The 22644-nt window shown below is 53.4% G+C and carries 20 protein-coding genes and 1 pseudogene; 12 read left to right on the top strand and 9 right to left on the bottom strand.

Features of this window, described 5'->3' with window-relative positions; genetic code table 11:
- Positions 1-241 precede the first annotated feature (241 nt).
- Both K3T83_RS58715 and K3T83_RS50315 read left to right on the top strand, forming a co-directional pair.
- Positions 242-463: pseudogene (locus tag K3T83_RS58715) on the top strand (ISL3 family transposase); the annotation flags it as partial.
- Between the two features lie 213 nt (positions 464-676).
- Positions 677-2305, top strand: coding sequence for an ISL3 family transposase (locus K3T83_RS50315; RefSeq protein WP_220207339.1), 1629 nt, complete (start codon positions 677-679; stop codon positions 2303-2305).
- 147 nt (positions 2306-2452) lie between these two features.
- On the opposite strand, the gene K3T83_RS50310 is transcribed toward K3T83_RS50315, so the two are convergent.
- Both K3T83_RS50310 and K3T83_RS50305 read right to left on the bottom strand, forming a co-directional pair.
- Complete coding sequence (locus K3T83_RS50310) at positions 2453-3160, bottom strand: response regulator transcription factor (RefSeq protein ID WP_220210673.1); 708 nt, start codon at positions 3158-3160, stop codon at positions 2453-2455.
- Positions 3144-4433 (bottom strand): sensor histidine kinase, encoded by a 1290-nt coding sequence (locus K3T83_RS50305; protein ID WP_220210672.1) that lies wholly within the window; start codon positions 4431-4433, stop codon positions 3144-3146. The genes K3T83_RS50310 and K3T83_RS50305 overlap by 17 nt, the downstream gene beginning before the upstream one ends.
- Positions 4434-4800: 367 nt before the next feature.
- Between K3T83_RS50305 and K3T83_RS50300 the strand changes: the two genes are divergently transcribed.
- Together K3T83_RS50300 and K3T83_RS50295 are read left to right on the top strand one after the other, a co-directional pair.
- Positions 4801-5994 carry a hypothetical protein gene (locus tag K3T83_RS50300; protein WP_220210671.1) on the top strand — a complete coding sequence of 398 codons (1194 nt, stop codon included), beginning with the start codon at positions 4801-4803 and terminating at the stop codon, positions 5992-5994.
- 4 nt (positions 5995-5998) lie between these two features.
- Complete coding sequence (locus K3T83_RS50295; protein ID WP_220210670.1) at positions 5999-6571, top strand: hypothetical protein; 573 nt, start codon at positions 5999-6001, stop codon at positions 6569-6571.
- A 742-nt stretch (positions 6572-7313) separates the two neighbouring features.
- Here the strand turns inward: K3T83_RS50295 and K3T83_RS50290 are convergent.
- On the bottom strand, positions 7314-7649 hold the full coding sequence (locus tag K3T83_RS50290; RefSeq protein ID WP_220210669.1) for a hypothetical protein: 336 nt from the start codon (positions 7647-7649) through the stop codon (positions 7314-7316).
- A 312-nt stretch (positions 7650-7961) separates the two neighbouring features.
- Positions 7962-8441 carry an SgcJ/EcaC family oxidoreductase gene (locus tag K3T83_RS50285; protein ID WP_220210668.1) on the bottom strand — a complete coding sequence of 160 codons (480 nt, stop codon included), beginning with the start codon at positions 8439-8441 and terminating at the stop codon, positions 7962-7964.
- 322 nt (positions 8442-8763) lie between these two features.
- Here K3T83_RS50285 and K3T83_RS58710 point away from each other — a divergent pair, with 322 nt between their 5' ends.
- Positions 8764-9171 carry a hypothetical protein gene (locus K3T83_RS58710; protein ID WP_236065262.1) on the top strand — a complete coding sequence of 136 codons (408 nt, stop codon included), beginning with the start codon at positions 8764-8766 and terminating at the stop codon, positions 9169-9171.
- Positions 9172-9571: 400 nt separating this feature from the next.
- Here the strand turns inward: K3T83_RS58710 and K3T83_RS50275 are convergent, their stop codons facing one another.
- The 3 genes from K3T83_RS50275 to K3T83_RS50265 are packed head-to-tail and all read right to left on the bottom strand — an operon-like array spanning position 9572 to position 12867.
- Positions 9572-10804 carry an amylo-alpha-1,6-glucosidase gene (locus tag K3T83_RS50275; RefSeq protein WP_220210667.1) on the bottom strand — a complete coding sequence of 411 codons (1233 nt, stop codon included), beginning with the start codon at positions 10802-10804 and terminating at the stop codon, positions 9572-9574.
- A 30-nt stretch (positions 10805-10834) separates the two neighbouring features.
- On the bottom strand, positions 10835-11773 hold the full coding sequence (locus tag K3T83_RS50270; protein ID WP_220210666.1) for a carbohydrate kinase family protein: 939 nt from the start codon (positions 11771-11773) through the stop codon (positions 10835-10837).
- 50 nt (positions 11774-11823) lie between these two features.
- Positions 11824-12867 carry a LacI family DNA-binding transcriptional regulator gene (locus K3T83_RS50265; protein ID WP_220210665.1) on the bottom strand — a complete coding sequence of 348 codons (1044 nt, stop codon included), beginning with the start codon at positions 12865-12867 and terminating at the stop codon, positions 11824-11826.
- 295 nt (positions 12868-13162) lie between these two features.
- Here K3T83_RS50265 and K3T83_RS50260 point away from each other — a divergent pair, with 295 nt between their 5' ends.
- The 5 genes from K3T83_RS50260 to K3T83_RS50240 all read left to right on the top strand — a co-directional run bounded on the left by K3T83_RS50260 (position 13163) and on the right by K3T83_RS50240 (position 18741).
- Positions 13163-14503, top strand: a complete 1341-nt coding sequence (locus K3T83_RS50260) for an ABC transporter substrate-binding protein (RefSeq protein ID WP_220210664.1) — start codon at positions 13163-13165, stop codon at positions 14501-14503.
- Entirely contained in the window at positions 14500-15441 is a 942-nt protein-coding gene (locus K3T83_RS50255; RefSeq protein ID WP_220210663.1) for a carbohydrate ABC transporter permease, read from the top strand. Before K3T83_RS50260 ends, K3T83_RS50255 begins: the two co-directional genes overlap by 4 nt.
- A complete protein-coding gene (locus K3T83_RS50250; RefSeq protein WP_220210662.1) occupies positions 15438-16262 on the top strand; it encodes a carbohydrate ABC transporter permease in 825 nt (274 codons plus the stop codon). Before K3T83_RS50255 ends, K3T83_RS50250 begins: the two co-directional genes overlap by 4 nt.
- 539 nt (positions 16263-16801) lie before the next feature.
- A complete protein-coding gene (locus K3T83_RS50245; protein ID WP_220210661.1) occupies positions 16802-17668 on the top strand; it encodes a hypothetical protein in 867 nt (288 codons plus the stop codon).
- Between the two features lie 86 nt (positions 17669-17754).
- Positions 17755-18741, top strand: coding sequence for a prenyltransferase/squalene oxidase repeat-containing protein (locus K3T83_RS50240; RefSeq protein WP_220210660.1), 987 nt, complete (start codon positions 17755-17757; stop codon positions 18739-18741).
- 29 nt (positions 18742-18770) lie between these two features.
- Here K3T83_RS50240 and K3T83_RS50235 read toward each other — a convergent pair whose 3' ends face one another.
- Positions 18771-19265: a hypothetical protein gene (locus K3T83_RS50235; RefSeq protein ID WP_220210659.1), complete on the bottom strand. Its 495-nt coding sequence runs from the start codon at positions 19263-19265 to the stop codon at positions 18771-18773.
- Between the two features lie 109 nt (positions 19266-19374).
- On the opposite strand from K3T83_RS50235, the gene K3T83_RS50230 reads away from it, so the two are divergent.
- Positions 19375-19836 carry a hypothetical protein gene (locus tag K3T83_RS50230; protein ID WP_220210658.1) on the top strand — a complete coding sequence of 154 codons (462 nt, stop codon included), beginning with the start codon at positions 19375-19377 and terminating at the stop codon, positions 19834-19836.
- A 67-nt stretch (positions 19837-19903) separates the two neighbouring features.
- Here the strand turns inward: K3T83_RS50230 and K3T83_RS50225 are convergent, their stop codons facing one another.
- Positions 19904-21532, bottom strand: a complete 1629-nt coding sequence (locus K3T83_RS50225) for an ISL3 family transposase (RefSeq protein WP_220207339.1) — start codon at positions 21530-21532, stop codon at positions 19904-19906.
- Positions 21533-22217: 685 nt separating this feature from the next.
- Between K3T83_RS50225 and K3T83_RS50220 the strand changes: the two genes are divergently transcribed.
- A complete protein-coding gene (locus K3T83_RS50220; RefSeq protein WP_220210657.1) occupies positions 22218-22637 on the top strand; it encodes an SRPBCC family protein in 420 nt (139 codons plus the stop codon).
- The last annotated feature ends 7 nt before the right edge of the window (positions 22638-22644 follow it).

Raw genomic sequence — 22644 nt, 5'->3', positions numbered from 1 at the left:
ATTCTGAAGTGTCTATGAGATAAATTTGTTGCATAAAGGTCTTTCAAAGAATTTCTGATTTTCTCGTACGCACTTGGTCCGGTAGTGTTGCAAAAAAATTAAGTTCTTCAGAAAGATGCTGGTAATTGTGGTAAAAATGCGTTTTATCAGAGAAAAAGAGTACTCTTTCTGCTAGTTTTGTCCGTATAAGATTTTCGAGTATCACTTATTCTGATGAGCTTATTTTTTTGCAACACTACTGGCAGCGCAGTGTGCGGACAGGTTTCACGTGCTCAAGAATCTTGGAGAGGCTCTGGAGGGGCTGCTGGCCCGCCACCTGGCTGCTCATCGCAGAGGTCAGGCCGAGAAGTCCCTGGTCCCTCCTCTCGCTGAAGCGCAAGCGAAACAGCTACCCAGACTTCATCGGAAGGCCGCTGAGCTGAGTCAGGCGAAGCGGGAGGAGCGGCTTGCGAAATACGAGCAGGGATCTCTCTGCTCCGCCAGCGCCTTCTTCATGCTTTCTAGAAGGGAAGAAGATTTTGCCATGCAACATCAGACCGTATTGGAGGGTAAGCGAGCTTCACCGGGAGTGTGTAAGATCCGACTAGTGGTTCTTACACACTCTCGGTGAAGCTTATTTGCGCCTGTCACACGAATAGATCGTTCTACATAAATAAAGAGACTGTAGAAGGATCGTATGAAGAAGAGAGAAGTGCTCACACCGCTTGCCTTGCCAGAGGAACTGGAGATTACAGAGATCGAGATGAATGATGAGATCTTCACCCTTACCGCTCATTGCACGCGGAAATACCCCTGCTGTCCCCTCTGCGGTACACCAGCACAACGGTTCCATAGCCATTACTTCCGCCGAATCACGGATCTGCCCTCTGGTGGAATGCGCGTGTGTTTGCAGGTTCTGGTGCGCAAATGCTTTTGTGATGTCAACACCTGTGTGCGCAAAATCTTCGCCGAGCGTTTGGCTCCTTTTGCGGAACCGCTGGCACGAGTCACGACTCGTCTGTTTCAGGTGGTTCAAGCTCTCGGCCTTGCTACTGGTGGCATGCTTGGAGCGCGTCTAGCTGAGCGGATAGGGATCAAGACCTCCTGGATGACGGTTCTTCGCCGCATCATGGCATTGCCATTTGAGCCAGTTGAGCCAGTGCAAGAGCTTGGGATAGACGACTTCGCTTGGAAACGTGGACGGAAATGGGGTACGATTCTTGTCGATATGCAAAGTCACAAGGTCATCGATATTTTGCCTGATCGGTCAGCAGAAACTGCTGCTGCCTGGATAGCAGCCCACTCAGAAATTGAGCTGATAAGTCGAGATCGAGGAGGGGACTATGCATCAGCAGCCAAGACTGCTGCTCCTCAAGCTATCCAGTGTGCAGACAGGTTTCACGTTCTCAAAAACCTTGGCGAGGCTCTGGAGGGCCTTCTGGCCCGCCACCTCGCTGCTCATCGCAGAGGCCAAGCAGAAACATCCTCGGCTACCCCTCTCTCTGATGTGCAAGGGAAACAGCCGCCGAGATATCATCGATCTCATCCAAAGGCAGCCGAGCTGAGCCAGGCAAAGCGAGAAGAGCGCTTGGCTCAATACGAGCAAGTCGTGGCTTTACGCAAACAAGGCTTCTCGCAGACGGCTATTGCCAATCGGATAGGGATCGCTCACTCCACCGTCTCACGCTGGTTGAGGTGTGATACGTTTCCTGAACGACAACCGCCTTTGCGCAAGACTGGTGTTGATGCTTACCTTTCCTTTCTACGCGAACGCTGGGAAGCGGGTTGCCATAACATCATGCAGGTGTATCGGGAATTGCTGGAGCGTGGCTACAAGGGGTCATATCAGTCAGTCTATGATCAGGTGTTTCGCCTGCTTCCCGGAGGAACGAAGAACGCGACAATACCATGCAACCTTTCTGCGGCTCCTCTCTCCTCCAGATCTGCAGCTTTCCTCTTCCTTCGTCAGCCTGAAGCCCTTTCGACCGATGAGCAACAAACACTCATCACCCTCAAACAGCTTGATCTAGAGATCGAACTGGCCTACAACTTTGTTCGGCAGTTTGCCCTGATGCTACACATGCGGACTGGAGGAGAACAGCTTGATGCTTGGCTTGAGAGCGCGAGAGGGAGCCAGGTCCGTGAACTGCAAGGGTTTGTCAAGAGTGTTGAGCGGGACAAAGCAGCCGTACTCGCAGGATTGACCCTTCCCCAAAACAATGGATTAGTTGAGGGTCATGTGAACAAGCTGAAGCTTCTCAAAAGGATGGGATACGGCCGCGCCAGTTTCAAGTTGCTGCGCCAGAGAGTTCTTCATGCTCTCTGACCGAACTGGCTTCACCGAGAGTGTGTAAGAACCGACTAGTGAGCAGGTTTTAGGGCGACGAGTGAGCAATCAGCGCGAAGCATGAGCACTGATACAGATATACAAGGAAAAAGCGCCCTCCATTTGGTATACTCCATACTATTGGTATTAAAGCAAACCATGCTCACGAGCATAGATAACCGCCTGGGTGCGGTCGCGTAATCCAAGACGATTGAACAGGCGCGCCAGATAGTTCTTGACCGTCCCTTCGCTGATAATCAGATGCTCGGCCACTTCACGATTTGTTGCTCCTGTCGCAATGAGATGCAAGATCTCTTGTTCACGCCTGGTCAACTTAGCCTCTGCAACCGTTTCGGATGGTCCTTCGACTGTTTCAATTTTCTGCACTGGTTCGATCTTCTGTGGTCTCGCGTCGGGAGCAATGAATCGCTCGATCACAGATGCATCCAGTTGATAAACGCCCTTTGATGCTGCAAGGATAGCAGTCGTCAGATCTGAGGCTGGCATGTCTTTGAGTAAATATCCACGAGCCCCTGAACGCAAAGCATCTCTCACGTAAGCATCATCGTCAAAGGTAGTTAACATCAGGATGCAGCACGTTGGTTGCTGACGAAGGATTTCTGCAGTAGCGTCTACTCCATTCATAATAGGCATACGTACATCCATCAGGACCACATCTGGCTTTAGTGCAAAGGCCTGTTCCACCGCTTCCTGTCCATCGGCTGCCGTGCCTACGACCTCCAGTTCCTTCTGAACATGCAATAAAGATACAATCCCGTCGCGCACCAGGCGTTGGTCGTCCACCACAAGCACACGGATTGGCGTTTGGCCGTTACCATCATTTCCCTGTTCCATCGGTTCCACCCTCCCTTCTTTCAGTGATGAGGGGTCTCTTCACCTCCAGGTCATCTTTTCCTTGTTTGCTTATCGTTGCAGTCAACTGAGTTCCCTGACCAGGAATGCTCTCAATCTGCAAGACACCATTAACCAGCCGCAGACGTTCTTGCATTCCCAGTATGCCATAACTTTGCTTGTTTCCGCCTTCCCACTCTAGCCGGGAAGTATCAAAACCGATGCCATCGTCGCTTACCTGTAAGAGTGCGCTCTGGCTGCCAAAGTCGAGCGAGATCTGCACATTGTTGGCCCGAGCATGGCGCTGAATGTTAGTGCAGGCTTCCTGCGCGATCCTATAAAGGGTCGTGAGTACTCGTCTGGAAAAAACCTCTTCTCTCCCTGTAGCAACAAAGTCAACGGTCAGGCCGTGCTGACGTAATTGTGCTCCTAACTGTTCTATCTCATGCGTGCAGGAAAAGGGCTGCTCTTCTGTGCGCAAGGCTCTAACGGAACGTCGCACTTCCTGTAGCGCTTCCCGTGCAACATCACGGGCATCCCGGACAGATTGTAATGCTACCTGAGAATCGGCAGAGTAATAGGTAAGTGCCTTTTCTAATTGGAGATGGATAGCTGTAAGTGAGTGTCCCAGGCCATCATGAATTTCACGTGCCACACGATTGCGCTCCTCTATCGTGGCGAGCGTCGCTATCTGTTCTGTGTAGATAGATAATTGATGATGCGAATGTCTTACTTCCTCTAATAATTCTTCGGCACGGATGCGGCTTTGATATTCACGTTGCTGAGCCTCTCGCTCACGTCTAAAACTCTGAGCCTTTAAGACGACCCAGATACAGAGGCCAATGAAGTAGGTATCTCCATCAGTTATTATTATCCTATGACTGACATGCAGATCAAATAAGAGGAAGCCTATAGAGACGAGGATGATCAGTGTAGCGACAGCATAACCAGCTTTCGGCCCAAAATAAAGCGTTGAACGATAGGGGAATGAGAGATACAATACGATCATATAACCAGGTGGAAGTAGGGCAGCAACGGTAGTGCAAAGAAAACGCAGACACAGAATCAGTACAGCTGCAGAGGCTGGTGGTTTGTCCCCATAACGCCGATATTCTAGATAATCAAGCAGGAATAAGAGCAGAATCATTGCCATAAAAAAAGGTATACGCCACCAATCTGCATAGCGGATAAGTACATAGAGCCCGAAGATGAGCCCGATAAGATAGACAAAAGTGGCACTTCCATTGAGATAAGCAACTGCAAAAAATTCACGCAATACAGAAGCACCATCTTCTCTTCTGATCTGCAGGTCTCTCTTTATATACATCATGTTTTCTTTTCTCGTCTCTGCCGACGGTTACCTATGTTCCTTGCCTGTTCTCTCGCGAAGATGGGGAAAGAAGAGGTTTTCCTTAGCATTCTCAAAAATATCATAGATGAAAAAGATTAGGTAAGCAAGAGGTGGTTCGGCATGTTTTGCCTATCGATCGATAGGTATCGATCGATAGGCTGATCCTGGTTTGTTTCCTCAAAAAATAGTCCGTTACGCACTCTCAACTCTTCTCCATTTGAAGTTATACTTTTTTTGTTCCCTGAGATGGGTTGGAATTGAAAAATCGCGCAAGATAATAAAGGAGCCTTTTATGGCAGAGAGCATACACATACACTCACAATCGTTGATGGGCCAGAGGGCAAAAACACCGGTTCATCTTGTAGCGCTTCGTATGATTACTGGTTATGCCTTACTCATCGTTTCGTTGGTTGGCCTGCTGGGGGGCGATTGGGATATCCAGTGGCATGCGGTCGTTGGTCGCGATCGCACCTTTACGCCTCCCCATGACATGATCTTGATTTCTATCGCCTTAAATGGCCTCGTGGCCCTGGCGAGCATCCTGGTTGAGACGTGGTGGGCCCAACACAATCGTGAACTTCAGGAAAACAGTACAGATTTTCTTGGCATCTTTCATAGTTCTCTTGGCACTTACCTGGTTGGCTTTGCAGCCGTCTGTTCCGCCGTCGCGTTTCCACTTGATACCTATTGGCACGCGCTTTATGGGATAGACGTTTCAATATGGGCACCCTTCCATACAATGCTCTATGTGGGCGGTTTCATCGCCCTCATCGGCCTTATATACGTACTGATTTCAGCGGTGCATCTCGCACAGAAATTGAACCGAAATTGGTTGGTGTACCTGGGGTATGCGGGTGCGATTCTGGCATCGGCCTTTCTGCTCTCCAGGCTTGCCACCTACATCATTCCATCGATCAGCGTGAATATTGCCGGGATCAGTCTTTTTCCCATCCTGCTGTGTGTCTGTGTCGCCTTCACCTGCACAATCGCTGTACGGCTTGTACCCTGGCCTGGCACCGCAACCCTGGTCATTATAGCTCTTCTTCTAGCATATACTCTCGTCAGTGTCTTTGTGCCGCCGATGATCATAGCGTTAATGCAAGCAGAACATCAAGTCTACCTGCCAGGCTCTACATTCCTGCGTTCCACAGTTGTTCCGCTGTTGGCGCAAACTCCCTGGCTGTTGCTCAGCGGTTTGAGCATCGATGGTATCGTCTTCTTGAGCAAAAGAGGGCGCTGGTGGGCAGCAGCGCGCAATTGGGGGGTCGCTATTGCAGCGGCAGTAAGTACGGCGATTGTGGCAGGCTTGAAACTACTTGAGCTGGCGAGTGCAGCTGCAGCGTCTGCTGGCAGCAGTAGTGGTAGTGGTGGCCATCAGAGCATACTCCCTTTCCTGCTGGCTCTTATCATCGCCATCCCGGGTGGTTTGCTGGGAAGCTGGTTGGGTAGCATCGTCAGTGGATCAGTCGAGACCTTGAGGAGATAGGACTATGCGCAAAGCAACACAGGTTTTCCTTCTTTTGTTCGCGATTGGCGCTCTCTTTGCTACAGGCGTGGCCTTCTATCGCATCGTATTAGCGGCAACTATTCATGGCGCGCCCGTTCGCTTTGTCGATACAAAGGCAGGGGTATATCCGCTTAAAGTGGCTTTTTATGCTGATCCAATTAATGCAGGTGATGTGATACCTTTCGCGATCGCATCTACGAGTGCTCAGGGGAAGCTTCATTATACCGTCACAGCCACTCCTGGCTCTGGTGTTTTAGGCTCTTTAACCCAGAGCGACATCAATGATCAGCAGAGCACTCCCTACGGTACGCCTGGCAGTATCACGTTTGTCACACGTGGAGATTGGACGATGCATATTGCCGTGACTGGTCCTTCCGGTCAGGGACAGGCGGATATTCCTATCGTGGCGGCGTCCCCATCAGTCATCCCCGCATGGTTGGCCTGGAATATTGGCCTGTTGCCTCTGTATGGCTTACTCATTTTCTGGGGTGCCCAGATAGTGCGAAAACGTAATGCACAGATGACAACACCTGGGGCTGTGACGTTTCTCAGATAAAATGGCTGTTATCCACTTTTGATGGTAGTGTTGCAAAAAGGAGATATCGTTGGCCAAATTGCCTTGATTGTCACACTGTTTGGTGTAGCCACCTGAGAAGGATTGAGACAACCTTACTCATCTCAATTTGTTTTCGTCATATTTTTTGCAACACAACCAATGAATCTCCCGTCATATGCCTCAGCTATCCTGACCGCTCAAGAGATGGTCAGCAAGCTTGCGAAGGGCTGAACGCAATATCTATGGGAAATCGGCGCGAATGTTGGGAATCGAGCATGGGTTGCCTGAACGCATGGCTCCAGAAGCGATTCGCAGCACTCGTCATGTGTCCATTCGAGCACCAGGCTGAGAGAGCACTTCAAGCTTTCCCTGCACTCGCCTCCACAAAAACGGTGCGCAATTGGTTCAAACAAAGACTCTTTTTGGCATCGAATTGACCGGTAGCCCTGTCGCGGCCTCGCCTCTTATCCAGGGAGAGATACCGATAGAATCGCTCCCAATGACTAATAGAGCAGGTGGTAGAATATCTGGAGGAGCAACGTGAGAAGTACGGCTTCTCTTACTTCTACCTTCAAGAGAGACAGATAGAGAATTTCATTCTTGTACTGACTCGCCTGAACGGAATGTAATGACCAGGGACAGCAGAAAATCAGAGCATCGTTCTCGCGTTGGCACACGTACATCCATGTGTCAACGCTTTTTTCATAATCTTGTTTGATCCACGTTTCCCCTCAAATCTGGCTCAGGTTTCAGCCAATTTACCAACTTCTGAGGAATCACCAGGATAGTCGATTTGACTTACGAGGGTGCAAACTTGGGCCGTATACGACTCATAAAAGCGCTCGCGACCCACCTGTATCATGCGAACATGTTCAGGGAAGTTTTGCCATTGTTCAACCGCTTCCGGGGTGGTAAAGTACTCAATATGGACCCTGTCCCCATTCTCTGCGGTATACCCGCTCACAGAAAGAAAGCCAGGAATGTGTTTCGCGGGAAGATACAGTTCTTTCATAAACTGTTCGTCTTCTTGCAAGCTAACACCCGCTTTGGGCCGGTGCTTGAAAACGACTACAATCATTGTCAGGCTCCTTTCGGAATACTAACGATATCACAATACACCACTCAGTAGAAGTGTAAATTTTAGAATTATCTGTCCCATGTTTTTGGACAATTGCGCGTCGTAAAACAGATGTTCATTTATATCACTTCAAGGTTTGCAACAAGCCAATGGAGCAACATTTCATTACGATATAGAACCATCATGAAACTACGACACGCAATGATGTAATTTATACTCAAACTTATCACGGAAATGGTTGAGAGCATGCTGGAGGTCACATGACCTCACCATGCAGGAACTAGTATCTTCCCCTTCATGCTTGCCATCGGATTAGACGGCTCCGCCTGGTCTGATCGGCGTGTTCTGGCCTGCGGCGAGCCACCATGCCCCGTCACGGCGAACCAAGACGTAGAGCGCCATTTCTGAGAATGCGTCCGTGGTCTCGGAGCTGGACTCGATTGGCTGGCCTTCGGGATTGAGGGCGTAGCGGGCGACGTGAGCCATGATGACGTCATCGGACACAGCGAAGGCGCGAACGATCTCGTAGCGGGAGGCGGCTCCGCCGGTGTCCTGCTGCTTGAGCCGGGTATGAATCGCGTGCAGTTGGTCATAGCCGTGGACAGTGGCGCCGTAGGGGCTGCCCCAGGCCACGTCAGCCGCGAAGTGGCGATTGCTGATGGCGGCGTCTCGTTGGTCCCATCCCTGTTGAAGTTCGCTGACGAACACAGCTATCGCCGTGTCGGCATCGGACTGTGCTTCGACTCTGACTAGGGTCGGCCGGTTGTTGTCATCGGACGCTGAGTTCGACATGGTACTCCTTTCACTCTCATCGTGCTTGCATTCGACTTTTGCCTCTTTCATTCTACACGAGCCGAGAGTGTTCAAGGGATACTCACCCTGAACAAGCGAGCTGATTCACTAAAAGTGAGCCAGATCCATTTTTGCCACTGATTCCCACAAATTGCAAGGAATCACGCCAAACCCCGCCCGATGATGCTGGCTCTCCCGCAAAGTTGATGAAGAACATCCGTTCTTCCTTAAAAATTGGCCATATCGCGGCGTTTTTGTCCTTTCAATCAGGTGCTAGTATCCTTTCGTACCTGAAGAAGAGAAGGAAGGATACCAACGCGCGATGGCAAAGCCCACCTTGCTTCCCGACCCCACCTGCTTGCATTTAAAGCTCCTTGATGCCTCCGAGACGACGATTACTGCTGTAGTCACGACCACCTCAGAACCGGTCTGGGTCTGGCGATTGTTGAGCAACTGGTTCACGCTCATGGTGGGCGCGTCGCAGTGGAAAGTCAGGTGGGAAAGGGAGCCAGCTTCACCTTTACGCTCCCTGTGGCTCTCGTGTAATGTTTTGAAGAGGCGCAATTGCTCAGCAAGACAGGAAGCTACTTGTATGAACACGGCCAATATCAGGAGAAGGCAAGCAAGAGGTGTGTTCGATGGACACGGGGATTGCAATATCCCTGAAACGTTTACTGGTGATTTGCTCAATGCGATGGGGCTGAGTACCCTTACTGGTCGCTGCTGGTAAGCTCTCACAGCCACGCTTTCAGGTTTTCGCTCTATTCCCGATGACCATGTGGTGCTCATTGGTAGACACGGAGTCGATGAGGGCGCACGCACTATTCTGCCCGCCTCTTGCATCAAACAGGTGCAACCCTCAACCATTAGGACGGATGGGGCCGCGACCACCTTGTGCCCCCCTTGACGCACTGACGGGGCACGGGGTCACACACGTCTAAAGGTTTCGTCGGTGCCAGAGGAGCGGAGCAGAGGCTATCGGCAGGGGGTGAAGCAGGATGCTCACTTAGCACGGTTTGGCTGTGGTCCTCCCGTTCCATTGACACTGCTCACGCAACGGACATAGACGGCAGTCGCGTCTGCTGGTGAAATAGACGATCCGCAGGCTGCCATCACGCTCTCGACGGAGCTCATGCGGGACCAAAACGTTGCCTGCCGGACAATGCCTGATGAGCAAGAATGGTGGCAGCAGCACTCCAGGCGGTATGCCGTGTTCCCATTGGCTCATGAGTCTGGCCGTGATGATATTCGGCGAACTCCCAGGTGCTGCCATCACGCCCTTGAGCATTCGCCATAGCCAGCGCTTCCAGAAGATGCCAGGCACGTTGCAGATGTCCATACCGTGTCAGCCCCACAGCATACAGTCCGGTGAGTACCGGCCACAGTCCGCCATTGTGGTAGGTATAGGGTTGATTTTTGAGCGGGCCATAGAGATGATTTGCCTGCAATGCTTTCCAGGCAGGGTCAGTCGGTTGAATGACTGGCCAGAATGCAGACAACAATGCACTCCCTGTTTCGCGTTCCAGTTGCTCAACGTACTCCTCAGCCCGCTCGCGCTGTTCATGAGAACCGATCTCGGCTAGCAAGGTGAGCGCATGCGCCAGGCCGTCAAATGTTGTCGTGTAACCACTCGGAGAGAATGTGGGAAGCCAGTAGACAGGTCCGTCCTGGCTGGCCTGAGCACGATAAGCATGTGGATGATAGATGCGTGGATCGTTCTTATGAGCAGTGCGTGGCCAGTAGTTGAGCGCAAGCAGTTCCCGCAGGAGCGTGGCTTTTTCACTCCATGCCGATTGCGCGAACACGTCACCAGCGTTTTGTAAGGCCAGCACATAAAGCGCCTGGTCAGCGAGAACATACCCGTGCTGCACGTATTCATCGGCCCAGTTGCCAGAGAGCGGCGTGTAGATCAAACCCCGTGTATTGTACTCCCAGCAGCCTGCCAGGAATAACGCCTGCTCGACACTGCTCCGCATGGTCTCTTGAAAATGGGTATCGTGAGTCGCGCGTATATAGGAGCACACACCAATTACATACCAGAGTACAGCATCGACACGACCAACCAGATGTCCATAGCTCACTTTCCGGCCATCAATACTGACATTGCTGGGGATTTCACCATGCGAACCTTGATAGCATGCTAGCATCTCAAGTGTCTGTCGGAACGTCCTTATCAAATCCTGTTCTCCACTGGACAGGGCAGCAAGGCCAGTAATAACCCCATCACGTGCCCAGATGCGGGCATAATTGTCAACGTTGCTCGGCGAAGCGAGAAAGCCTGCCGGAGAACTGCAAGTTCGCAACAAGTCGAGAGCATGGGCATATGCCTCACGTATTTCATTCGTTGTCTGCTCAATGAACATAGCGATCCTTCCTGAAGATAGGCAGCATTCCTACTTTCTGAGGTCAAGCTGCCTATAGAGCGCCAGACGGTCGATTGCATGAGAAAGGGGACCGGTCTGCTGCAACTTCAGTGCCGCCACGGCCTGTGCGGTCCTGATGGCATCTCCAATGTTATATCCATCCAGAAGCGCCATCAACAAGCCAGCCCAGAAAGAATCGCCCGCCCCCGTCACATCCACGACCTCAATCCTCTGGGCAGGGAAATAGCTCGTACTTTCAGGCGTGACCAGCAAAACCCCGTCCGCACCCATCGTCAGCACTACCTTCTCGGCTCCCCAATCCAGGAAGCGTGTAGCATACACTTCAGGTGCCTGGCCTGCTCCAAAGAGGCGAATGCAGTCATCCAGGGAAGGCTTGACCACCGTAACAAACGGACAAAGTCGGGCAACAATCTTTTCAGGCTCAACGGGCACCCCCCAGATCCGTGGATGATAGTTGGGATCAAAGGTGATCATGCAACCAGCTGCGTGAGCCTGCGCCACAAATTCCAGGACGGTCGAACACAGCGGCTCACGCGAAAGGGCAAAGGCAGACGTATGCACCAGAGAAATTGCCGATATGAGCGAGAGAGGCAGGTGAGAGGGAGTCAGGCCAATATCCGCGCCGCGATAGATAGCAAAATCTGGGGTGGCATCGTTGCGTGCGACTACCGCCAGCGTGGTCGAAGCATCAAGTGTCGTGTGCAGATGTTCTGTCATGACACCAGCCTGTTGCAACTGCTGACGAAGGAATGCGCCAGAAGCATCCTCGCCAACACACGCAGCCAGGGCTGCGGACCCACCCAGACGAGCCACATTGATCGCCACATTGGTCACCGCACCACCAGGATACATGGTAAAATGCTGCGCCCCTACGAGAGAAGCCTGCTGACCGTCGGAGATAAAGTCGATCAACGCTTCTCCGATAGCAAGCACATCGATATGTTTCACATTCTTCCTCTTTCCCTTTTCTCGCACGCTGTTCTGGAGAGAGCCCCCTCTCACACATTGGGTGCTGTATGAATGACTGTGTGGCGCATCATCAGAGACGGTTGCAAGCGAATCAGTTCGGGCAAGAACTCACCATCGGCAGTACCTCCAATGCAAGCCAGCAATTTTTGCACGCCCAGTTCACCCATGCGCTTCATCGGCTGCTGGACGGTACTCAGTTCCAGCACTTCCGCCATTTCAATATCGTCGTAGCCAATCAAGGAAAGATCAGCAGGCACCGAGAGATGGAGTGATCTGGCCGCTTCCAGCACTCCAATCGCCTGAACATCACTGGCCGCAAAGATGGCGGTCGGGCGATCTGCACGCGCCAACAATTGCAAAGCCGCCTGTTTCCCTCCCTGGCGATCCCACGGGGCAGTGAGAACGAGTTCTGGCTCAAAGAGCAGGCCCGCCTCGCCGATAGCACGATGCAGTCCAATGAGCCGATCATTCGCCTGATTAAAACGGAAGTTCCCTTCCGTAACCCCGTTAATAAAACCGATGCGGCGATGACCATGCGCAATCAAACATTTGACGGCCTGGTACGCCCCTTCGATGTTGTCAACCACCAGCGAGGTGAGCAGCGGATGATACGCATCAACCAGCACCACAGGCATACCTGCCTGCCTGAAAGCAGAGGCGGCCACATCGTCAGGAGATAAGGAGATCACCAGCAGCCCATCCACTTTGCGCTGTCCGGGCAAGTCGCGAAAGTACCTGTCGCGCTGATCGTTGGTTTCAACGTTATAGAGAACGAGTTCCCTCCCCATATGGGTAATTGCCGCAACTGCACCCTGAAGCACTTCGATGAAAAAAGGACGCGTGAAGAATGGCACAATGATGCCAATCGCCCCTGTATTCCTGGAAATCATACTGCGTGCAATAAGATTCGGACTGTAGCGCAGTTCTTCAATGGCAGCCTGGACACGTTGACGAGTCGCTGGCTTCACGCCTGTACTATGATTAATGACACGCGAAACGGTTCCAATGCCGACGCCAGCGATACGTGCTACATCATGGATAGTAGGGATCTTCCCTCGATTCTGATCACTCATAAAAATTGAAACGTTTCCTTTTTCAGATTGCCTCATCTATCTGGAGCATATCATACGAGAACGATTCTGTAAAGTCCATATCAAGCCTGATTATCCCTGTGCTCACGCATGAAACGAGCGTGAATAGGGCGATTGACATCATGAGCGATATATGAGGATACTCCTATTTACAAATGCTGTTTTTTATGGTACTGTTAAAACTAATTGCGGAAACGTTTCCAAATTCAATGTTGAACAACTTCGCGTTGCAACGAAGTTGACAATTACTCCCAAAGGAGATGGAGGTCTTTTATTTATGTTCAGGCGCTATTTCGCCATGATCGCGGCGGTAGTGATGATCGGACTACTGACGGCTTGCTCCGGTCCTAGCGGACCGGGAGCAACTCAAGCTGCACAGACAGCCTCGACAGGGTCAGTCAATACCACCCTTCCCACAGGGTCGGTGACCCTCAACATGTATATCGAGACTGGCTTTCCTCTCCCAAAAAGGCTCGCTGACGAGTTTACACGCCAGCACCCAAATGTGACCTTCAACATTCGTGAGGATCAGTTCCAGGTGATTACCGAGAACGGGCCACGCCAGATGGCTGGTCCTACCCCTCCTGATCTCGTACGTTTGCCGCAAATTGTGGGTCCAGCAAAGCAAGGGTTGCTATTGAACCTGGACCCCTACTACAAGGCTTATGGTTGGGACAAGTGGTCTCAGTCGCTGCTGGATCAGATGCGTGTCGGTACTGACGGCATTCGCGGGCACGGCTCGCTGTATGGGCTGGGGATCGGGTACAACATTACCGGTGTATTTTACAATAAGAAGCTCGCAGCCCAAATCGGGATGACCTCTCCTCCTAAGACAATCGACGAATTTGAGGCGCTCCTGGTGAAAGCGAAGGCAGCGGGCTTGCTCCCTATCATGCAGTTCAACGACATCGGCGGTATCAACTTCCCATATCAGGCGCTCGCCAATCAGTTCGAGGACCCGACCAGGCTTGCAAACTGGATTTACAACAAGCCCAGTGCTACGATCAACACCCCTGGCGCCGTGAAGGCAGCCGGGTATATCGCGCGGTGGGGCAAGAATGGATATTTTCCGAAGGACGCGAATAGCCTCGACTACACGACCATGATGGGACGGTTTGAAAAGGGCGAAGGTCTGTTCATGTTCAATGGGGATTGGGAGTCGGCCAATCTTGACAAGGCGATGCCGGGCAATGTTGGGTTCTTCCTCTTCCCTCCACAAAAGGCTGGTGGCCGTGTTGTCGCGATGAGCGCACCTGGTACATATGTAATCCCAGCGAAGGCCAAACATGCTGCCGAGATGGTCTACTTTCTGAACTGGGTTCACACTGACAAGACCGCTCGCAAGCTCATCATCGAGACGACTGGCGCGTCGCCTGGTGGTCCCCCCAACCTGCCTCTTCCTCCCATCCAGGCTGGAACGGTCCTCTCCCAAACGCTCGCAGCAACCAGCCAGCTCGCCGCGTCTGGTGTTGCCATTGACTTTCTCGCCAATGCGACTCCTGGCATCTATGCCAACGCCTTCAGGCCAGAATTGCAGCTCCTGGTGGCGGGGAAAGAAACGCCAGAAGGATTCGTGCAAAGCATCCAGCAATCCTATCAGAAGGAGCTTCAACAATGATTGGCTCGGAACCATCGCTTAACCTGACGGTGGAACCCTCTGTCCAATCCCCGCGCCGCCGCTACACGGCGGCGCGGGGTCGATGGGCCGGGTGGCTCTATGTGCTGCCCGCTCTGGTCATGTACGCGCTCTTCGTCCTCTGGCCGCTCTTCACGAGTGTCGAGTATTCGCTGTACGACTGGAACGGTATTGGCACCGGGAGGTGGGTCGGCTTCGGTAACTACTGGAGTGTCCTCACCGACAGCGAATTGCTCCTCCCCATCGTCCACTCGTTTGAGCTTGTCTTCTTCTTCACTGTCATCCCGGTCGGCCTGGGCCTCGTTGCAGCAGCTCTCATCCATACCTTCTCAGAGGGCAAGTTCGGCACTGCTGCACGCACGATCTTGTTCCTTCCGCAAGTAGTCCCTCTGGTCGCTGCTGGTATCGCCTGGAAATGGGCGTACTCGGAGACGGGCATCGTGAACCAACTGTTGTCAGCCGTTGGTCTTGGTGGCCTCACGCGCCCCTGGCTTGCCGACTTCGGGACGGCGTTGCCAGCGGTCGGCATCATCGGTGCATGGGTGCTGCTCGGCTTCTGCACCGTGTTACTGCTGACAGGCATGAGCAAGATCGACCCATCCTTGTATGAGGCAGCGCGAATTGACGGCGCAGGCCCCATTCAAGAGTTTTGGGCCATCACAGTGCCAGGCGTGATCGGTGAGATTGGTGTCTGCGTCACCGTCTCAATGATCGCAGCGCTCTCAAGCTTCGACATCATCTACATCAGTACCTATGGTGGGCCGGGGAGGGTGACAATGGTGCCAGGGGTGCTGATCTATCGGCTTGCCTTCAATGAGAGGAAGGTCGGGCTTGCCTCGGCGATGGCTATAGTACTCATGATCCTGGTCGTGGTGTGTGTGTTCATCATCCAGCGCGTCATGAAAGGAAATGACTCATGAGTAAGACCGGCCGCAACACCATCATTGGTCAGATGGTCTTGATCACCCTCATGCTCTTCACTCTCATGCCGCTCGTTAGCATGCTCTCGACGGCCCTACAACCCGCAGGGACGATCCCGACAGGCATCTCCTGGCCGACGGCCCCCCAATGGCACAACTTCATCGATGCCTTCAACGTCGCGAACCTGGCGACCCTCCTCTGGTCAAGCATACTCATCATTCTCGGAGTGGTGCCAGTATCGCTGCTGATCGCCACCATGGCAGGCTACGGCCTCGGCGTGCTGCGTGTGCGAGGCGGCCAGGTCGTGTTCTTGCTGTTGCTGCTTGGTCTGACGATTCCCTTCGAGTCCCTCATCATCCCGCTGTACTATCAAATGAGTGACCTGGGCCTGCTCAACACGCGTTGGGCACTTATTCTGCCTCTCATTGGTCTCTTCATGCCTTTCAGCGTCTTCTGGATGCGAACTCATTTCCTGTCAGTCCCGGCAGATATCACCGAAGCTGCCAGCATTGATGGTGCCAATTCCTGGACGGCCTTTCTGAGAATCCAGATACCGCTAGCGATCCCGGCTCTCTCGGCACTGGCAGTACTCCTGTTCCTGTGGACGTGGAACCAGTTCCTCCTGGCTATTGTGCTGGTTGACGACCCGAGCAAGCGCACGATGGCTGGGGCGTTGGGCGCTTTCCAGGGTCAATACGGCACGGACATCGTGTTACTTTGCGCGGGATCACTACTCATCATGGCCCCAACGATCCTGGTGTTCATCATCTTCCAGCGCCAATTCGTGAAGGCGCTCCTACAAGGCAGTGTCAAGGGCTGACACGTCGACTTCGAGCATCGGACGCTGGTCGCCGCATCTATCTGAGACTTCCAGGGTCCGATCATCAGCCCACCACAGGAAACAGGGATCTCTGCCTTGTGCATTGTTCTCAATCCTGACGCGTCTCTCTTGTTCTCCTTTTCTCACCACTGTAGCAGATCAGCTTTGTATTTGCAACACTGCCCTTGTCCACGCCAGGGCTTTCCAGTTCTCCGCTCAAAGGGGTGCAGGGTCTCCCTGCCGGGGTCTGGGGTGTCCCCAGTTTCCTTCCCTCCTTCGCGCGCCGCCTGCGACGGCGCGCAAAAGAGAAGAAAAAAGGTTTTTGCGGGGACACCCCGCACCCCGGCAGAGGGCTGCCGCCCTCTGCACTCCCGCTAGATGGGAGAATTGGAAAGCCCTGTTGTCCACGCACTTTTTGAATCATAACTTGTCCAATGAGGACAGGGACAAGGCAAATCACAACATTGTTTGAGTGCCGGGGAATACCGTGCCACTTTCTGGAACAAGATCATCGAGGCATCATATAGCGATAGTATCCCATGCGTGGCTTTGGTAGTTTCGTTTCAGCCGCTCGCTTTTGCTGTGCACTTCCAGTTTCGCCCGGCATTATCCTGGGATTTCCACCAAAGTCCCTGCAAAACGGGCGCATCTTGACCGCTTTTTCTCATATACTGAGGAGAGTTGAACGAACGTTTGCGGCAGGAACGAAAAGAACAGGAGCACGGTTGATGGCGAACCAACTTCGGGTGACGCTCGAAATCGGACCGAAAGGCAAGAAGGTGGCGGCAGTGGCACCGGATTGGCCCGGTCTGGAGCGCGGTGCGAAGACCGAGGAGGCCGCACTTGAACGGTTACAATCCTATCTTCCACGCTATGCCCAGGTGGCGAAGCTGGCTGGGATGGATGCAGAGTTCGCAGATCTCAGCACGGTTGACGTCGTCGAGCACTATCCAGGCACGGGCTCAACCGACTTCTGGGGCATCTCGTTCGCGTTCTCAAGCATTGATAAGCAAGACCTCTCGAGCGGAGCATTGGAACGGGAACTGACCCTGATGCAGGCATGCTGGGCGTTCTTCGACGCTGTGCGTGGGCGTGTGTCGGCCCAGATGCAGAAGGGTCCACGAGGGGGCGGGCGTGATCGGGATCACATCGTCGATCATACGATTCACGTGGAACAAATTTGGGCACAGAAGCTCGGGTTGCACACGCCTTCCGATGCGGATCGGACCGACGAGGGCCTGAGAGCGCACCGCGACGCCTATTGCAATGCCATTCGGGCGTTCCATGCCGAGGGCAAAATGGCCCGCACCTGGTCGCTGCGGTATCTGATTCGGCATACCGCGTATCACACGCTGGATCACGCCTGGGAAATGGAAGACAAAGACCTGACCGTCGGAGTCAGGTAGGGTGTCAGGGGTCTCATGCCACGTTCCCTTTCTGCCGAGTGAAGCCATCACCAACGTCTTTTCACCAAAGGAAGGAGCATCAACAGATGCCGACACATTCACCCAAATGGCAAGCCCCGCAGCCAACGAGTTCGGTCATACGGTGGCTGCTTGATTCTGACCCTGCGATCCGTTGGCAGGTGATGCGAGACCTGACCAATGCACCCGACAAGGAGGTTGCAGCCGAGCGCGCAAGGGTCGCAACCAAGGGCGCAGGCGCTCGACTGCTCGCCCTCCAGGCACCCGACGGGCGGTGGGGTGGCGCGGCGTGGAACCACGGGTGGGACTCCACGATGCATGCCCTGTTGCTCCTGCGGGAAATGGGTCTCGATCCCGAAAGCTCCGAGGCACGGCGCGCAGTGGGCCTCGTTCGCGACCGCGTGACGTGGCAAGGATGCGGCCCGCAGGAAGCGGACGACAACCCCTTCTTCGTTGGCGAGGTCGAGCCCTGCATCAACGGACAGGTGGCTGCAAGCGGCGCCTACTTCGGTCAGGACGTCCAGGGTATCATTGACCAGCTGCTCAGCGAACAACTGACCGATGGCGGCTGGAACTGCGAGGCACCCAACGGCTCGATGCGGTCGTCGTTCAACACCACGATCTGTGTGCTAGAGGCCCTGCTCGAATACGAACGAGCGGGCGGAGGTAGCCCAAAGCTTTCCGCAGCCCATCTCCAAGGGCAGGAGTACCTCCTTGAGCGCCGCCTCTTCCACCGACGGTCAACCGGCGAGGTGATCGAGCGGGATCGCAAGAGTGACGCCATATGGACACGGTTCGCCTTCCCGACCTGGTGGCACTACGATGTGCTGCGAGGGCTTGAATACCTGCGCAGCGCCGACGTCACGCCCGATAAGCGCGTAGCTGAGGCAATCGACCTGGTCGTGTCGAAGCGCGGTAGCGACGGTCGGTGGCCGCTCGATACTCTGTACCCTGGCAAGATGCCGGTCGAGACGGACGAGGGCGAGGGCCAGCCGAGCCGATGGAACACCCTGCGCGCCTTACGAGTGTTGGACTGGTATTCAGCACGAGACTAACGCAGTCGCAGGCGAGGTATGTCACAAGCTCATGAATCCACCGGTTTCAAATGGCTCTTGCGACCTGCTTGAGAAGTGGGAGGAGTGATATCGGCATATCCTCCTGTCTGCTCTAACCTTCGTGTGAGGACTCGAGTATGCCCGCGCAGCTCGAGATTTTCCTGCTCCCACTGCTCTAGCATGATCATTGCCGACTTCAGCGCAGCCGAGGATGCAAGACGTGCTTGTTCTTGCGCTGTTTTCAGTTGTGCTCGCAACTCGGCGTTTTCCCGCCGTAATGCTGCCACTTCTTCATCTCGTGTTTTGCGCGATCCTGGAAGCTCAGCACGCAAAGCACGGAACTCTTCTCCGGCGATGTGATAGAGCCATACACGACAACGAACTGGTGAGGGTGCGATTTTACCATGAAGTGGAACGCTATCACCACAAGTAATGCTGCTGACTACGTACACAAAATCATTGAAAAGAGTCGAAAGTCTCACCAGAATCTTCGCTCTCAAAATCCCGTGATGTATGGCGTTCATAGCAGTAGATCCTTCTCGAGAGGATCGAGAGCGATGTTACCACAAGCTGGTCGCGGAGCCAGCCACTCAAGGACGCGAGAGGCCAGCAGATCTTCTAAGGAGAAAGTCCATGGAGGAAACCTCACAGCTCATCTTTCGGATCAGCCTCTGGCGGCCATGGTTGCTGGCCATAACACTGTTAGCACCTCTTCCAGCTTTGGGCGTGATCGTCTCCGTTGTTGCAGGCTCGCTCACAGCAGCGGCTTCTGTCCTGCTCGGCTTCGCTGCCATTGCAGTGGTCTTGCTCCTGCCAATCGGCTTGAGCGTTCGAGCAAGTCGCTGGTACGTCTCCGCAGCAGGGATTGGCGGCAGAAACAACGCGCTGGTTTACCATCATCTTTCTTGGTCGGAAATCGAGTCCGTCGAGCCGTGGTTGATTCCTGGGTATCGGTACTTGCAGGTCAACGGGAGAGACAAACGGCACGCGTTCTGGTTGCCCTTGTTCTTGATCGATATGCCCAGCTTTCGCTCCGCTGTAGCGAGGTCAGCCCCGCCGACCAACCCATTACAACGATACCTGGAAACCCATTAGGGACAGCCCGGAACTGGTAAATAAGGTGACAAGTGGTTCTTACACACTCTCGGTGAAGCCAGTTCGGTCAGAGAGCATGAAGAACTCTCTGGCGCAGCAACTTGAAACTGGCGCGGCCGTATCCCATCCTTTTGAGAAGCTTCAGCTTGTTCACATGACCCTCAACTAATCCATTGTTTTGGGGAAGGGTCAATCCTGCGAGTACGGCTGCTTTGTCCCGCTCAACACTCTTGACAAACCCTTGCAGTTCACGGACCTGGCTCCCTCTCGCGCTCTCAAGCCAAGCATCAAGCTGTTCTCCTCCAGTCCGCATGTGTAGCATCAGGGCAAACTGCCGAACAAAGTTGTAGGCCAGTTCGATCTCTAGATCAAGCTGTTTGAGGGTGATGAGTGTTTGTTGCTCATCGGTCGAAAGGGCTTCAGGCTGACGAAGGAAGAGGAAAGCTGCAGATCTGGAGGAGAGAGGAGCCGCAGAAAGGTTGCATGGTATTGTCGCGTTCTTCGTTCCTCCGGGAAGCAGGCGAAACACCTGATCATAGACTGACTGATATGACCCCTTGTAGCCACGCTCCAGCAATTCCCGATACACCTGCATGATGTTATGGCAACCCGCTTCCCAGCGTTCGCGTAGAAAGGAAAGGTAAGCATCAACACCAGTCTTGCGCAAAGGCGGTTGTCGTTCAGGAAACGTATCACACCTCAACCAGCGTGAGACGGTGGAGTGAGCGATCCCTATCCGATTGGCAATAGCCGTCTGCGAGAAGCCTTGTTTGCGTAAAGCCACGACTTGCTCGTATTGAGCCAAGCGCTCTTCTCGCTTTGCCTGGCTCAGCTCGGCTGCCTTTGGATGAGATCGATGATATCTCGGCGGCTGTTTCCCTTGCACATCAGAGAGAGGGGTAGCCGAGGATGTTTCTGCTTGGCCTCTGCGATGAGCAGCGAGGTGGCGGGCCAGAAGGCCCTCCAGAGCCTCGCCAAGGTTTTTGAGAACGTGAAACCTGTCTGCACACTGGATAGCTTGAGGAGCAGCAGTCTTGGCTGCTGATGCATAGTCCCCTCCTCGATCTCGACTTATCAGCTCAATTTCTGAGTGGGCTGCTATCCAGGCAGCAGCAGTTTCTGCTGACCGATCAGGCAAAATATCGATGACCTTGTGACTTTGCATATCGACAAGAATCGTACCCCATTTCCGTCCACGTTTCCAAGCGAAGTCGTCTATCCCAAGCTCTTGCACTGGCTCAACTGGCTCAAATGGCAATGCCATGATGCGGCGAAGAACCGTCATCCAGGAGGTCTTGATCCCTATCCGCTCAGCTAGACGCGCTCCAAGCATGCCACCAGTAGCAAGGCCGAGAGCTTGAACCACCTGAAACAGACGAGTCGTGACTCGTGCCAGCGGTTCCGCAAAAGGAGCCAAACGCTCGGCGAAGATTTTGCGCACACAGGTGTTGACATCACAAAAGCATTTGCGCACCAGAACCTGCAAACACACGCGCATTCCACCAGAGGGCAGATCCGTGATTCGGCGGAAGTAATGGCTATGGAACCGTTGTGCTGGTGTACCGCAGAGGGGACAGCAGGGGTATTTCCGCGTGCAATGAGCGGTAAGGGTGAAGATCTCATCATTCATCTCGATCTCTGTAATCTCCAGTTCCTCTGGCAAGGCAAGCGGTGTGAGCACTTCTCTCTTCTTCATACGATCCTTCTACAGTCTCTTTATTTATGTAGAACGATCTATTCGTGTGACAGGCGCAAATAAGCTTCACCGAGAGTGTGTAAGAACCGACAAGTGAGCAGGTTTTGAGGTGTAGAGTGAGCAATCGGCGCGAAGCGTGAGCAAAGGCCTGAACGTGCTTGGGGAAAAGCGCTCCACATCTGGCTTCTTCCATCGATATGTTGTAAATTGGCATACTTTTTTCAGGGGCATTTGTACCAGTACTCACGCATCGCGCTGATTACTCACTCTTGGCGCTACTTACCGTTGTTTAAGACAATACTTCTTTCCTTCTATCTAGCCTTTTTCCTATCGCTTAGAGTATTTTCGCTTTCCCTCTAGAAGCCTCAAGCTCGCTTTTGTCTTTTTCCCCGGCCAGGGCTTTCCAGTTCTCCGCTCAAAGGGGTGCAGGGTCTCCCTGCCGGGGTCTGGGGTGTCCCCAGTTTCCTTCCCTCCTTCGCGCGCCGCCTGCGACGGCGCGCAAAAGAGAAGAAAAAAGGTTTTTGCGGGGACACCCCGCACCCCGGCAGAGGGCGGCAGCCCTCTGCACTCCCGCTAGATGGGAGAATTGGAAAGCCCTGTTCCCCGGCCTGGGTACTTGCAAAATTACACACTGTCGTTTAGTATGTACACATACTAAATAACCAATTACGCAAGGAGGCTTTGTATGAAATCCTTTTCGTCAGACACGGTAACCAGAGCAACTCCAGAGCAAGCCTGGAGGGCCTGGACCGACCTGCCAAACTGGAAAAAGCACGACCCCACTATTGAGTCGATTACCCTTGACTGCTTTGAGAATGGTGCCCGCGCGCAACTCAAAAATAAAAAAGGCCCGGGCGCAACGCTTCTCATCGAAGACGTAAAGCCGGGCGAAAGCTTCACCATCCGTACTCATTTGCCACTTTGTACTATGCTTAGCTTCCACAAAGTCGTGCCCACGGAAGACGGTGGTGCCCGCTTTGTTTTTCGTACCGAGTTTCGCGGGTTGCTCGGCGACTTCTTCTATGCTATGTTTGGGCAAGATATTGCAAAAGAGTCAGAACCCAACATGCAGCGGTTGTGTGAGCTTGCAGAAACGGAGTACTAGCGACCCA

It is taken from the genome of Reticulibacter mediterranei, from assembly GCF_016587455.1.
This window is presented reverse-complemented; position numbering and strand designations above follow the sequence as displayed.